Source organism: Mesorhizobium sp. L-8-10 (assembly GCF_016756635.1).
Taxonomy (GTDB): Bacteria; Pseudomonadota; Alphaproteobacteria; order Rhizobiales; family Rhizobiaceae.
The window spans coordinates 6,609,326-6,623,002 of the sequence record NZ_AP023263.1; the positions used below are offsets into that span (position 1 = coordinate 6,609,326).

At 64.4% G+C, this 13,677-nt stretch carries 14 protein-coding genes and 1 pseudogene; 10 read left to right on the top strand and 5 right to left on the bottom strand.

Translation table 11 applies throughout. The features are described 5' to 3' along the window. Positions 1-73: 73 nt before the first annotated feature. From JN280_RS30910 to JN280_RS30940, 7 genes are all read left to right on the top strand, one after another. Positions 74-1,246, top strand: coding sequence for an ABC transporter substrate-binding protein (locus JN280_RS30910; protein ID WP_202307937.1), 1,173 nt, complete (start codon positions 74-76; stop codon positions 1,244-1,246). A gap of 120 nt (positions 1,247-1,366) precedes the next feature. Continuing rightward, on the top strand, positions 1,367-2,101 hold the full coding sequence (locus JN280_RS30915) for an ABC transporter ATP-binding protein (RefSeq protein WP_202307938.1): 735 nt from the start codon (positions 1,367-1,369) through the stop codon (positions 2,099-2,101). Then, a complete protein-coding gene (locus JN280_RS30920) occupies positions 2,094-2,807 on the top strand; it encodes an ABC transporter ATP-binding protein (RefSeq protein WP_202307939.1) in 714 nt (237 codons plus the stop codon). The genes JN280_RS30915 and JN280_RS30920 overlap by 8 nt, the downstream gene beginning before the upstream one ends. Continuing rightward, positions 2,804-3,694 carry a branched-chain amino acid ABC transporter permease gene (locus tag JN280_RS30925; RefSeq protein ID WP_202307940.1) on the top strand — a complete coding sequence of 297 codons (891 nt, stop codon included), beginning with the start codon at positions 2,804-2,806 and terminating at the stop codon, positions 3,692-3,694. The genes JN280_RS30920 and JN280_RS30925 overlap by 4 nt, the downstream gene beginning before the upstream one ends. Positions 3,695-3,701: 7 nt before the next feature. Then, positions 3,702-4,730 (top strand): branched-chain amino acid ABC transporter permease, encoded by a 1,029-nt coding sequence (locus tag JN280_RS30930; RefSeq protein WP_202307941.1) that lies wholly within the window; start codon positions 3,702-3,704, stop codon positions 4,728-4,730. Beyond that, the gene (locus JN280_RS30935) at positions 4,727-5,401 is read left to right on the top strand and encodes a cysteine hydrolase family protein (RefSeq protein ID WP_202307942.1); all 675 of its coding nucleotides are present in this window, start codon (positions 4,727-4,729) and stop codon (positions 5,399-5,401) included. Before JN280_RS30930 ends, JN280_RS30935 begins: the two co-directional genes overlap by 4 nt. A 300-nt stretch (positions 5,402-5,701) precedes the next feature. After that, positions 5,702-7,018, top strand: coding sequence for an aspartate aminotransferase family protein (locus JN280_RS30940; RefSeq protein WP_202307943.1), 1,317 nt, complete (start codon positions 5,702-5,704; stop codon positions 7,016-7,018). A 93-nt stretch (positions 7,019-7,111) separates the two neighbouring features. Here JN280_RS30940 and JN280_RS30945 read toward each other — a convergent pair whose 3' ends face one another. Then, positions 7,112-7,831 (bottom strand): DUF1428 domain-containing protein, encoded by a 720-nt coding sequence (locus JN280_RS30945; RefSeq protein WP_202307944.1) that lies wholly within the window; start codon positions 7,829-7,831, stop codon positions 7,112-7,114. A gap of 50 nt (positions 7,832-7,881) precedes the next feature. Here JN280_RS30945 and JN280_RS39645 point away from each other — a divergent pair, with 50 nt between their 5' ends. From JN280_RS39645 to JN280_RS30960, 3 genes are all read left to right on the top strand, one after another. Then, positions 7,882-8,307 (top strand): hypothetical protein, encoded by a 426-nt coding sequence (locus JN280_RS39645; protein WP_244742299.1) that lies wholly within the window; start codon positions 7,882-7,884, stop codon positions 8,305-8,307. Between the two features lie 48 nt (positions 8,308-8,355). Next, entirely contained in the window at positions 8,356-9,252 is an 897-nt protein-coding gene (locus JN280_RS30955; protein WP_202307945.1) for a sigma-70 family RNA polymerase sigma factor, read from the top strand. A gap of 307 nt (positions 9,253-9,559) precedes the next feature. Further along, a complete protein-coding gene (locus tag JN280_RS30960; protein WP_202307947.1) occupies positions 9,560-10,045 on the top strand; it encodes an adenosine-specific kinase in 486 nt (161 codons plus the stop codon). An 85-nt stretch (positions 10,046-10,130) separates the two neighbouring features. Here JN280_RS30960 and JN280_RS30965 read toward each other — a convergent pair. The 4 genes and pseudogenes from JN280_RS30965 to JN280_RS30980 form a co-directional block, all read right to left on the bottom strand. Then, positions 10,131-11,024 (bottom strand): annotated as a pseudogene (locus JN280_RS30965) (ScyD/ScyE family protein); the annotation flags it as partial. Beyond that, complete coding sequence (locus JN280_RS30970) at positions 10,997-11,776, bottom strand: formylglycine-generating enzyme family protein (protein ID WP_244742302.1); 780 nt, start codon at positions 11,774-11,776, stop codon at positions 10,997-10,999. The pseudogene JN280_RS30965 and the gene JN280_RS30970, both read right to left, overlap by 28 nt. Continuing rightward, positions 11,763-12,824 (bottom strand): ABC transporter ATP-binding protein, encoded by a 1,062-nt coding sequence (locus JN280_RS30975; RefSeq protein ID WP_202315140.1) that lies wholly within the window; start codon positions 12,822-12,824, stop codon positions 11,763-11,765. The genes JN280_RS30970 and JN280_RS30975 overlap by 14 nt, the downstream gene beginning before the upstream one ends. A gap of 2 nt (positions 12,825-12,826) precedes the next feature. Further along, positions 12,827-13,675 (bottom strand): carbohydrate ABC transporter permease, encoded by an 849-nt coding sequence (locus JN280_RS30980; RefSeq protein WP_202307951.1) that lies wholly within the window; start codon positions 13,673-13,675, stop codon positions 12,827-12,829. Positions 13,676-13,677: the final 2 nt, after the last annotated feature.

The following is a 13,677-nucleotide window of genomic DNA, read 5'->3' on the forward strand; positions in this document are numbered from 1 at the left end:
GCGTCGGCAAGGGTTCCGCATGCGGCCGGAACGTAGGACGACAGTACCGATAAACACCAAAAGGGGAATGAAGATGAGTACATCGGGACACATCATGCGTGCTGCGGCAGCCCTGCTGCTGCTCTCGACCACGGCGCAGGCCGCCGACGACAAGATCGTGATCGGCGGCGCCCTGTCGCTCACCGGCGTCCAGGCGCCGCTCGACACGCCGGGCGTCAAGGGCGCCGAGGTGGCGGTCAAATATCTCAACGACAATGGCGGCGTGCTCGGCAAGCAGGTCGAGTTCATCAATATCGACGGCAAGTCCGATCCCGTGACCGTCGGCAATGTCGCAGTCGAACTGGTCGACAAGGGCGCCAACCTCATCATGGCGCCATGCGACTTCGACTTCGGCAGCCCGGCGGGACGTGCCGCCCAGGAAGCCGGCCTGGTCGGCATCTCCACCTGCGCGTCCGACCCGCTCTATTCGTCCTGGTCGCTCGGCGACAAGCAGTTCACCTTGTCCATGTGGAACACCACGATGGGTGCGGCCGCCGCCGACTTCGCATTCAAGGAGAAGGGCTGGAAGACGGCCTATGTGGTCACCGACCAGTTCATCGCCTACACCAAGTCGCTGTCCAAATATTTCGTCGCCCAGTACAGGGCCAATGGCGGCGAAGTGATCCTCGAGGACACCTACACCAACGGCGACAACAATTTCTCCGCGCAGCTCGCGCGCCTGCAGGCGCTCGGCAAGAAGCCGGACGTGATCTTCCTCTCCTCCTACGGGCAGGACATCGGTGCGATCATCCGCGCGCTGCGGGAGGTCGGCTACGACGCGCCGGTGCTGGGCGGCGATGCCTATGACGATCCGGCCATGCATGCGGCCCTCGGCGAGAAGCTGGGCAACGACGTGTTCTTCGTCACCCATACCTTCATGGCTCCGGAAGCCCATCCGGACATGCAGAAATTCGTCGAGCTCTACACCGCGATGCATGGCGCGGCGCCGGACACGTCCTTCGTCGCCACGGGGTGGGACACAGTAATGATGATGGCCGAAGCCGTGAAGGCCGCCGGCAGCACCGACGGAGCCGCGGTCGCCAAGGCGCTCGAAGACGGCAAGTTCAAGCTGCTTACGGGCGAGCTCGACTACGGGACGGCCGAGGAAGGCCATGTGCCGAACAAGGCCGCCGTTCTGGTGGAGCTGAAGGGCGGCAAGCCGACCTTCCTCGGCTGGCGCACGCCGGAGACGCTGCCGGCGCCCTGACATGAGCGGCGGGCTACGCCGCCACTGAATGAAAAGCCCCTGATCCTTACGGGCTGAGGGGCCGGTTCGGGAGGGCGGCGCAGGCTGCTGGGCAATGCGTTCCATCGTCGGAAGAAGAAAATGCCTGACATGCATCTCAAGGCGACCGGCGTCACGGTCGAGTTCGCCGGCTTGCGCGCCCTGAACGGCGTCTCGCTTGCGCTCGGCGGCGGGGAGATCGTCGGCCTGATCGGGCCCAACGGCTCCGGCAAGACCACGCTGATCAATGCGATCACCGGACAGGTGCCGCTCGCCGGCGGCAGCGTCACGCTCGACAGCGAGACGATTTCGGGGCTGCCGCCGCGCGCCATCGCGCTGAAAGGCATCACCCGCTCGTTCCAGATCGTGCGGCTCTTCAACAATCTGACGGTGGCCGAAAATGTCGAGGCGGCAGCGCTCGCCCATGGCGACGGGCAGCGTGTCGCCCGCGCCAAGGCGACCACCCTTCTCGACGAATTCGGCCTTGCCGGCAAGGCCGACGATCTCGGCGGTGTGCTCAGCTACGGCGACAAGCGGCGGGTAGAGATCGCCCGTGCGCTGGCCGCGGACCCTTGCTTCCTGCTGCTCGACGAGCCGGCGGCCGGTATGAACGAAGCGGAGACCGAGACCTTGCTCGGCTTGTTGTCCGATCTGCCGCGATCGCGCGGGCTTGGCCTGCTGATCATCGACCACGATATGGGCCTCATCATGCGGCTCTGCGGCCGGCTCCATGTGCTGGCATCCGGTCGTACCATCGCCGAAGGCAGTCCTGAGGAGGTGCGCACCAATCCCGCCGTGATCGAAGCCTATCTGGGCTCGGAGGCCGGCCATGCTTGAAGTATCGGAACTCGCGGTGCGTTATGGCGCGATCAATGCCGTGCGCGGCATTTCACTCTCCGCTGCGAAGGGCGAACTGATCACGCTGCTCGGCGCCAACGGCGCCGGCAAGACCTCCACTCTGATGTGCATCGCCGGTGCGCTCAAGGCGACCAGCGGTTCGGTCAGGCTCGATGGCGAGGACCTTACTTCGGCCAAGCCAGAGACCGTAGTGCGCAGGGGCATCGCCACCGTGCCGGAGACGCGCGACGTTTTCCCCGACCTGACCGTCGACGAGAACCTGACGCTCGGAAGCTATATCAGGCGCAGCGACGCGGCGGGCGTCGCGGAGGATCGCGCCCGCATGTTCGAGCTCTTCCCGCGGCTGGCCGAGCGCGCAGCCCAGCCCGCCGGCACACTGTCCGGCGGAGAACAGCAGATGCTCGTGATCGCCCGCGCGATGATGTCACGCCCCAAGGTGCTGCTGCTCGACGAGCCTTCGCTCGGTCTCGCGCCCGTCATCGTCGACCAGATCTTCGCGATGATCGCTACCTTGAAGGCCTCGGGGCTCACGATCGTGCTGGTCGAGCAGAACGTGGCCAAGGCGTTGTCGGTTGCCGACCGCGCCTATGTGATGCGACTGGGCCGGATCGCCGCCAGCGGCACGGCGGATGAAATCGGCGCGGCCACCGATCTCGGCGCGCTTTATCTCGGGGGCGAACGGTGACATTCACGCTGCAGTTCCTGATCGACGTGCTGAGCCTGGGCGGCGCCTATGCGCTGATGGCGCTCGGCCTCGTCATCGTCTACGGCATCCTGAAGCTGGTGAATTTCGCCTATGGCGAACTCATCATGGTCGCCGGCTACACCATGTTCCTGCTCGGCGGCTCTCCCCTGCCCTGGCTGGTCATGGCGGTCGTGGCCGTCGGCATGGCCGTGCTCGCCGGCATCGCCACCGACTATGTCGCCTTCCGCCCGGTCCGGGCGAAATCGGTGACAGCTGTGCTGATCACCTCCTTCGCCTTCTCCACCCTGCTGCAGAATGCGGCGCTGCTGTTCATCTCGCCGCGCCCGCGGGCCGTGCCCCTGCCCGAGATCTTCTCGCAGACTGTGACGATCGGCGGCGCCGTCACCCCGATGCGCAACCTGATCACGATCGCCGCCGCCGTGGTGCTGCTCGCCCTCTTCGCGCTCCTGATGCGCCGCACCGTCCTTGGGATCGCCATGCGCGCGGCGGCCGCGAACTTCACCATGGCGCGCATGCTGGGCGTGCCGGCCAACCTCATCATCACGGCCGCCTTCGCCATATCGGGCTTTCTCGCCGGTGTGGTCGGACTCCTGTGGATCGGGCGCATCGGCACGGTGGTGCCAGGTATCGGGCTGGAACCGCTGCTCGTCGCTTTCATCGCTACCGTCATCGGCGGCATGCGCAGCCTCCCCGGCGCGGTGATCGGCGGCTTCCTGCTCGCCCTGATCGACACCACGCTCAACTACACGCTGCCTCAGGAACTGCTCAAATTCCGCGATGCCTTCACTTTCAGCCTGGTCATCCTGATCCTGTTGTGGCGGCCGGATGGGCTGATGAAGGGCCCGGCTTCGGGACAAAGGACGTGAGGCCGCGATGAAGAACCATCTTGCCACTGTCGCGATCCTCGCAGGCCTGGTGATACTGGCGGTCGTGGTGACCGAAGCGCTCGGCATCCGCCTCTATGACCGCGTCGCGACCAATCTCTGCATCTCGCTGGTGCTGGTGCTCGGCCTGCAGGTGTTCATGGGCAATTCCGGCATCCTGTCCTTCGCCCATATGGGTTTCATGGGTGTCGGCGCCTATGCGTCGGCCGTGCTCACCATTCCGGCCCAGATGAAGGGCATGGCGCTGCCCGATCTCTATCCCTTCCTGCAGGGTGTGGTGATCTCGCCCTACATTGCTATCGTTGTCGGCGGGCTGCTCGCGGCGCTGGTCGCGGCGATCCTCTCCTATCCGCTGATGCGGCTTTCGGATGCGGCGGCGGTCATCACTTCGTTCGCCCTGCTGGTCGTGCTTTACACGGTGATGACCCATTGGAGCGCGCTGACCAACGGGCCGCGCACGCTCTTCGGCCTGCCCAAGGCGACCGATCTGAGGCTGTCTGCCCTGGTCGCGATAGTTGCGGTGATCGCAGCGCTGGCCTTCAAGGAATCGCGGGCCGGAAAGCTGCTGCGCGCCAGCCGCGACGACGAACGCGCAGCCGCGGCCATCGGGGCTCATATCCCGCTCCTGCGCTGGCGCGCCTTCATCGTCGCCGCCTTCTTCGCCGGCATCGGCGGGGCGCTGTGGGGGCATTTCATCACCTCCTTCTCGCCCAAGGCCTTTTATCTCAAGGAGACCTTCCTCATCCTGTCGATGCTCGTCATCGGCGGCGCCAACACCGTCACCGGCGCGGTGGTCGGCGCCTTCATCGTCACCATCGCCTATGAGGCGCTGCGCGGGCTGGAAGGCGCGCTCAACCAGGCCAAGTTCTCGGCCGAACCCGTCATCGGTCTCACCGAGATCGTGCTGTCGCTCGTCATGGTCGCGGTGCTGGTGCTGCGCCCCGGCGGCCTTTTCCCGACACGCGAGATCGGCACACTGATCGCAAGGCGTTTCGTCCGAAAGGAGAAGATCCCATGAGCTGGAAGACCGACCGCCGTTCCTTCTACTACGCCAATGCCGAGGAGCCGGCCGACATCCGGCTCGATCCGTCGACGACGGCGCTGCTCGTGATCGACGTCCAGAACACCTATCTCGCGCCGAAGGACACCGAGGCGGAAACGGCCCGCTGGCAGCCCTTCTATGACCGTATGCGCGGCACGGTCATCCCCAACGTCGCGAGCCTGATCGAGGACTGCCGCGCCCGCAGCGTCGAGGTGATCTTCGCCCGCATCGCCTGCCACAAGCTCGACGGCCGCGACCGCTCGCTCAGCCAGAAGAAGCCGGGCTTCAACTATCTGCTCCTGCCCAAAGACCTCGAGGAAGGACAGATCGTTCCCGAACTCACGCCGAAAGGCGACGAGATCACCATCCTGAAGACCACGGACAGCGCGCTGACCGGCACCAATCTCAGGCTCATCCTGCACAATATGGGCATAAAGGACGTGATCTGCGTCGGCATCTTCACCGACCAGTGCGTCTCCTCGACGGTGCGCAGCCTCGCCGACGAGAGCTTCGGCGTGGTTGTCGCCGACGATTGCTGCGCCGCCGCGACGATGGAGCTTCACGAGCGCGAGCTCGAGATCATCAACATGATCTACTGCCACGTGGCCAGCAGCGAGGAGTTGGCGGGGTTTTTCGTGAAGGGGTGAGGGAGATGCCTGCTTCGCGAACGCAACAAAGTCGGGAAATCTGGTGCTCTTCCTTCATTCGCATCGCGCTGGGTACCCCTCATCCGACCTCGCTACGCGAGGCCACCTTCTCCCACAAGGGGAGAAGGCGGGAGCCTAGCTTTCCCGGCTCCGCAAATCACCAGCGTCGACGACTAGCGCAGACGTTGCCGCAAGCGTTCCCTTCTCCCCTTGTGGGAGAAGGTGGCCGCGCGAAGCGCGGTCGGATGAGGGGTAAACCTGAAGCGGTTCGTCACAAAAGACTACCCAATCGGTGGTGATATGCCCAGCCTCTACGAACGCGATCTCAAATCGCTCTCCCGCCTCTCCCATCTGCGCTTCTTCCCGCAGGCCGTCATTGGCGGCAAGGGCGCCTATCTCACGTCCGACGACGGGCGAAGGCTGCTCGACTTTTCGGCGTCCTGGGGCGCGGCGAGCCTCGGCCATTCGCACCCCGCTGTCCGCGACGCCGTCCTGCGGGCGCTCTCCGACCACGCCGGCGCGAGCCATCTGTCGAGCGCCAATCTGCCGGCGGTGGAACTGGCGGAAAAGCTGCTGTCGATCGTACCGCGCCGCGCCGCGGGCCGCGTCTGGCTCGGCCATTCAGGCTCCGACGCCAACGAGACCGTCGCGCGTGTCGTCGTCGCGGCAACAGGGCGGCCGCGCATCCTCGCCTTCAAGGGCGCCTATCATGGCGGCACGACCGGCTCGATGGCCGTTTCCGGCCACCCGGTGCAGCAGGGCGTGCCGAAGGCGCAGGGGCTCACATTGATCCCCTACCCCAACCCGTACCGGGATGGTGGCGACTACACTTCGGCCGATACGGCGCTCGCCGAGCTCGAAAGCCTGCTGGCTGGTCCGGTCCCGCCGAACGAGGTGGCGGCCCTACTTCTCGAGCCGATCCAGTCCGACGGCGGCATGGTTGTCCCGCCGGAGAACTATTTCCGGCGGGTGGAGGCGATCTGCCGGCAGCACGGCATCCTCATCGTGTCCGACGAGGTGAAGGTCGGGCTCGGACGCAGCGGCAGGCTGCACGCGTTCGACCATCTCGGCATCGAGCCCGACATCGTGGTCTTCGGCAAGGGGCTCGGTGGAGGCCTGCCGGTTTCGGCGGCGGTCGGGCCGGAGGCCATCATGAACCACAGCCCGGCCTTTTCCTTCCAGACCGTGCACGGCAACCCGGTCTGTGCGGCCGCGGCGCTCGCCGTTCTGGAGACGATCGAACGCGAAGGGCTCGCCGATCGTGCCTCTGAAATCGGCCGGCACCTGATGCAGGAACTGGAACGGCTCAAGCAGAAGCATGCCTTGATCGGCGACGTCAGAGGGCGCGGGCTCGCGATCGGCGTCGAACTGGTCACCGACCGGGCGTCGAAGAGCCCGGCCAGACAGGAAACCGCGCTTGCCGCCTACCGCGCCTTCGAACTCGGTCTGGTGCTCTATTATGTGGGCATGTCCTCGAATGTGCTGGAATTCACACCGCCCCTGACGTTGACCAAGGAAGAGGCTTCGGCCGGCGTCGCGCTGCTCGACCAGGCGTTGACGGACGTGGCTTCGGGAAAGATCGACCGGACCGCGCTTGCGGATTTCGCGGGTTGGTAGGCACGACCCGAAGTCCGGTGCTCCGCCAACGTCCCGGAGAGGCGCAACGAGAATCCGCCTCTCCGGCCATGATCGATTTCTCGCCGTCAGCGACTACATATCGAGAACCGGAACGAAGCCGCCGTGGACCCGCCGCTTCTCGTCATAGGGCATGGCATCCGGATCTGGATACATGCGCGGGTCGGCAATCACCTTCTCCCATCCGGCGTCGCGAACCTCCTTCGACGGCCATTCGATCCAGGAGAAGGTGACTTTCTCGTCGCCCGAGGCCAGCACGGCCCCCTTGTAGTCGGTGACCTTGCCGTCGGGGACGTGGTCGCCCCAGGCGTCGACAACCCGCGTTGCGCCGTGCTCCATCAGGACCGCCGATATCCTAGTGTCGAGGTCGCGGTAATCTTCCTTCCTGGAGGCCGGAACCGGCATCAGGGATCCGTCGACATAACCCGTCTTGCCGCCGGCATTCTTGATGCTGAGGGGCGTGAAGCCGCCATAGATCATCCGCTTGCCGTCGAAAGGCATGGCCGCACCGATCGCCTGCATGCGCGGGTCGCTCATGACCTTCTCATAGGCAGCGTCGGCCGCTTCCTTGGAAGGATATTCATGCCACGAGAATACGATGACCTCGTCGGGCCTCGCCTTCACCGCACGCCTGAAATCCGTGATCTTGCCGTCGGGAACGTCGTCGCCCCATGCCTCGACGACGCGGGTCGCCCCGAACTCCTTGAAAAGCGCGGCCGCGGCGGCGGAATGTTCGATATAGGCATCCTTGTTCGCTGCAGGCACTGCGGCGACGAAACCTTCCACATAGGTCATGACTCTCTCCTCTTTCGCGGCCTCTCTTCCTGTCTTGGAACGGCCCTCGCATGAAAGACGGTGCCGATAGCCAAAAAGATTCATCCACTGGCGAGAATCTTTTTGCCGTCGGCGGGCGTCTTCACGGCAGGTCGACGATGAGTTGGAGAAAGACAATGAACTACGCAGTCGTACGTTATGGGGTGAAAGCGGCAGGGGTGGCGGAGAACCGTGCCTTGATCGCGAAGGTGTTCCAGGAACTGGAGGAGTCCGCAACCGAGGGCCTGCAATATCTGGTGCTGGAACTGGACGACGGGGAGTTCGTCCATATTGTCGGAACGCTTGACAGCGACGAAGCCTCTCCCTTGCCTCGGCTGGCTGCTTTCAAGGCCTTTACCGAGAACCACGCGGACCGGCGCTCGACCGCGATCATCCGATCCCCGGCAAGGATAGTCGGCAACCATCGAATGCTTGCCGCTGCCGAGCCGGCGACCTAGACCATGGCGCTCGAACCTTCCGATAGAGATGGGACCTTGCCGGAGACGATGAACGCGAGCACGCAAAAACTCGATCGGCCGGCATTGGATGCCATGCTCGCCGGTCTCCGCCCAAGGCTGCACAGATACTGCGCGCGCATGTCCGGTTCGGTGATCGACGGCGAGGACATCGTGCAGGAGACGTTTGTGAAAGCGCTCAATGCGCTCGACGGCAACATCACGGTCGAGCAGCCTGAGCGATGGCTGTTCCGGATCGCCCACAATGCCACCCAGGACCACCTGCGCCGCCGTAGCCGGGAAAGGTCGCGAATGAGCGAAGCCGACATGACCACGATCGAAGACCCCTCCGGCCGCGCCGACGCCCGTCACATCGCCCAGACCAGCCTTCGGACTTTCATGCAGCTACCGGTCGCCCATCGCAGTGCCGTCATCCTCGTAGATGTTCTCGGGCTGAGCCTGCACGAGACCTGCGACGTCACCGGCGCGACACTCGCCGCCACCAAAGCGGCGTTGCATCGCGGCAGGGCGCAGCTTCGATCGCTCGCTGCGGAGCCCGAAGAAATTGCCAGGCCCGCGCTTGACGCCGACGACGAGAAGCGCCTCCGCCGCTACGTCGATCTCTTCAACGCGCGCGATTTCGATGCCGTGCGCGCGCTCGTCGCCGAAGATGTCCAGCTTGAGGTCGTCAATCGCACCCGCATGCGCGGCAAGGCGGAAGTGTCCAACTACTTCGGAAACTATGACCGAGCCGTGGATTGGGTCCTCTCCCTCGGTTTTGTCGACGGCAACCCCGCCATCCTCGTCCACGATCCCGCCGGATCGGATCTGAAGCCTCGCGGCTTCATGCTTCTACAGTGGCTTGAGGACGAGGTCGTCAGCATCAGGGATTTCCGCTACGCCCCCTACTGCCTCGATGGCGCGGACATCCGCGGGCTCGATGAATGAGGTGCGACGGAACGATGATCGGTTCCGTCCAGCCGGCACCGTCGTTCGTGTCGACTTCCATCGCGCTCCCGGGCATGGCGTCCGGCCGGCCTTGCCGGCGAAGTTCTGGCCGCCGTCGTGGCTGATAAAGATTGGGACGGAAAGCAAGCGCTGCGGAAAGCGATGCGGATCGATCAGCCCGGGCCCGCCCTCTCGCCGCATCTGGACAGCTCCCGTGAAAGGCGCATTGGGTCAGGGTCGGACGGCTTGCAATCACCGTCCGGCGGCCTACCATGGATCGCGTAGCTCACCCTATAGGAGTGCAGCCATGGACTTCACCGTAGTGCCCATTGTCAAGCCGGACGCTGCCAACTTCATTTTCGGCCAGTCGCATTTCATCAAGACCGTCGAAGACTTGCACGAGGCACTGGTCGGCGCGGTTCCGGGCATCCGCTTCGGGCTGGCCTTCTGCGAGGCCTCCGGTAAGCGGCTGGTGCGCTGGTCGGGCAATGACGAGGCCTCCCTCGCCCTGGCGCGCGACAACGCATTGGCCATCGGCGCCGGCCACACTTTCTTGATCTTCCTGGGCGACGGGTTCTTTCCCGTCAACGTGCTGGCTGCGGTGCGCGCGGTGCCGGAGGTCTGCCGCATCTATTGCGCGACGGCCAACCCGACACAGGTGATCGTCGCGCAAACGGAGTTGGGCCGCGGCGTGCTCGGCGTGGTGGATGGCGCCTCGCCGCTGGGTGTCGAAACCGACGACGACATTGCGTGGCGGAAAGACCTGCTGCGAAAGATCGGCTACAAGCTGTAATGGCTAGAAAATGAAGCTTGCCGCCAAGTTCGGAGACGACAATCTGCCTGTCGTCCCACACCAGCACAGACACCGGACGGGTCAGTCCTTCGAGAAGCGCTTCCGGCACGCCCGCGCCATCGAAACGAAGCAGCCGCCCGCTGCCGGATCGAAAGCCTGTCGCCTGGTCGAAGAGGCCGTGTTCGAGGACGAGCAGGCGCCCTTGGTCATCGAAGGCGATATCGACCGGCGCATTCAATCCCTCGCGCTCGACGCGCTGGGCCCGCGCATCATTGTCCTCGAGCAATGACACGACCTTTCCACCGCCCGCAACGAAAGGAAACCCGCCGAACAGCGAGACGTAGAGGCGCCCGTCGCGAAGCGCGATACCGGTCGGCACCGCGTCGACCGCGTGGGTGGTCCCTTTCGGGAACTCCGTGGGCGAGAGATCCTGCAGACCGGTTTGACTGATCCTCGAAAAGGCGATGAGGGTCTTCCTGCCGGTCCCGTCAGCCTCCAGCCGCTCGACCGTGTTGCGGGCGGCATCGACCACATAGGTGCTCCCCCTGGAGACGAGGAAGTCGTACGGGTTCCAGAAATCATCGTCTATCACGCGCACCGTTTCGCCATCGATCGCTAGGAGCGCGTGGTCGTAAGGTCCCTCCTCCAGATCGACAGGCGTCCAGCCTTGCGCGACGACATAGGCGCCTTCGACGGCCAGCACGCGGTAAGGACCGGTCGGATCGCCGATCACGTCGCGGCCATGCGGCAAGACCGGCCCAAAGGCGGTCAATGTGCCGTCCGGATGGCGGCGAAAGAGCCTCCCACCGGCGAGATCGGTGACCAGCAGATCATCTCCCTCACGGGAGAGACCCGCGAAGATGGCCCCCGCCATCGTGACGGTTTCGAGCCTGGAGCCGGGGCCGGCCCTGGGCTCGGCCGCGGCCACGGCTGGAAGCAGCATCAGGGCGATCAGGACGACGACCCGGAGCGAACGCATCGAAAGCCTCCATTCGCCGCGAAACGGAAGTCGGGATTGTATACAAGCCGAGCCGTCGTGGTGAGGCGGGACGGATCGCTGTTCCAGGATCCGCCGCGCAGCACCTTGAACCGGCCGGAAATCGCAGGGTCCGGCTCACCGAGGTAAGGCGCGTAGAAGTCGCGCGTCCATTCCCAGACATTGCCGACCAAATTCAGCACGCCCTCGCGGCTCGCTCCTTCTACGAAGGAATCGGCCGGCGCAGACATTTCATAGCCGTCCGCATCGTCGCCAGCGCAACATTCGGCCGCGCCCGCATTGGACTTCCCGGTGTCGGAAGGTGTCGAACCCCACGGGAACGCATCGCCGCCGGCTCCGCGCGCGGCGCGTTCATATTCCCGCTCCGACGGCAGCACCAGGCCGTAATGGCGGCAAAAGGCGTCCGCGTCGTCCCAACTCACGCCGACCACAGGATGATCGTCCAGACCCAGCACCGGGTGATTGGCGTAGAAGGCGGGCCGATGGCCGGTCGCTTCAACGAAATCCCTGTACTGCCGGTTCGTGATTTCCGTGCGATTGATCACAAAAGCCTGGCCGTCGACAAGCCGGCGCGGGCGTTCGTCTTCGCGACCGTCCTCATTGCCGAAGATGAAGGGACCAGCCGCTATCAAAATCAGAGGATTGCCGGGAATGGGGTCATCCCCGGCCCTCGCACCGCTGGCGGCCAACAGCACGATCGCCAGGACAGATGCCTGCAACTCAGAAATCGACACGTCTCTGGCTCTCCGCATCGAACAGGAATGCCCTGTCAGCCGCGATCCTGAGACCGATCCGCTGGTCGATCTCGCCGGCAAAATTCTTGTCGGCGCGGATGGTGACGAGACGATCGCCGGCATAGACGCTGACGAGCGTGCTTTCGCCGGTCAGCTCGGCCGAATAGATCGGCGCAACCATGTCGGCACGGGGATCCGTGGCGTCGGCGACGTGGACATCCTCGGGGCGGATCCCGAGGACCGCACGGGGCAAATCCACCTGCCCGAACCCCTCGACCCTCAGGCCATCATTGGTGAAGACGCCGCTTGTTACGGCGCCGCCGATCAGATTCATCGGCGGCGAGCCGATGAAGCCGGCGACGAAGAGGGTACGCGGATCGTTGTAGATTTCCTTCGGCGTCCCGAGCTGCTCGATAACGCCCTTGTTCATCACCGCGACACGGTGGGCAAGCGTCATCGCCTCGATCTGGTCGTGGGTGACGTAGATCGTCGTCACCTGCAACTCGTGCTGCAGGTGCTTGAGCTGCGCCCGCATCTGCACGCGCAGCTTGGCGTCGAGGTTCGACAGGGGCTCGTCCATGAGGAAGGCCTTCGGCGTGCGGATGATGGCGCGCGCCAGCGCGACGCGCTGGCGTTGCCCGCCGGACAATTCCCTGGGCAGCCGGTCGAGCAGGCCGTCGAGTTCCACCCGCCGCGCCACGGCGAGAACCAGGCGGCGACGCTCGTCCGGCGGCACTTTCCGGATCTTAAGGGGGTAGCCGATGTTCTCTTCGACATTGAGATGCGGGTAGAGCGCGTAGGATTGGAAGACCATGGCAACGTCACGATATTTGGGCAGCAGGTCGTTCACCCGGTCGTTGCCGATGAAGATGTCGCCGGCGGTGGCTTCCTCCAGGCCGGCGATCATGCGCATGGTCGTGGTCTTGCCGCATCCCGAGGGTCCGAGGAGAACGAGGAACTCCTTGTCCTTCACCGCGAGGTCCAGATCGCTCACGGCGACGAACTGGCCGAATTTCTTGACAACATCCTTGAGCGTGACCGAGGCCATGTTCATCCCTTGACGGCGCCGAAGGACAATCCGCGCACAAGATGCTTCTGGACTATGAAGGCAAAGATCATGATCGGAATGCAGGCGGTGAAGCCGGCGGCGCTGATCTCTCCCCAATAGGTGCTGTACTGCGTGACCCGTCCGGCAATGCCGATCGGCAGCGTCTGCGACCGTTCGGTAAGGGTGAGGATGAGCGCGAGCAGGAACTCGTTCCAAGAGATGATCAGGCAGAAGATCGCCGTCGCGGCAAGCCCGGGGCGCGCGAGCGGCAGGGCGATCCGGAGGAACGCCCCCCAGCGCGTGTCGCCATCGACCATCGCCGCTTCCTCCAGTTCGACCGGCAGATCCTGGAAGTAACTCTTCATCATCCAGGTCGCGAAGGGAAGATTGAAGGCAGTGTAGGCCACGATCACCGCTGGTTTGGTATTGAGCAAACCGAGATAGTTGAAGGCGATGTAGAGAGGGATGATGGTCACGATCGGCGGCATCATGCGCGTCGACAGGATCCAGAATGAGATCTGGTAGCGCCAGCTGCCCGGATATTGGAACCGGGCAAGCGCATAGCCGGCCAGGGTTCCGAAAACGACCGAGACGATGGTGGTCGAGATCGCGATGATCAGGCTGTTCGCGGCATAGGTGAGGAACGGCCGTTCGATGAAAGCAGCGTGATAATGCTTGAGCGTCGGTTCCTCGGGAAACCACTGGGGCGGGACCGAGAAGATGTCGATGTCGTATTTGAACGAGTTCGCCGCGATCCAGTAGATCGGGAAAAGAGTGACCACCAGCGCCACCGCGATCGCCACATAAGCCGCGGCGGCCTGGAGTCTCGCACTCTGTCGGCTACGCATCATCG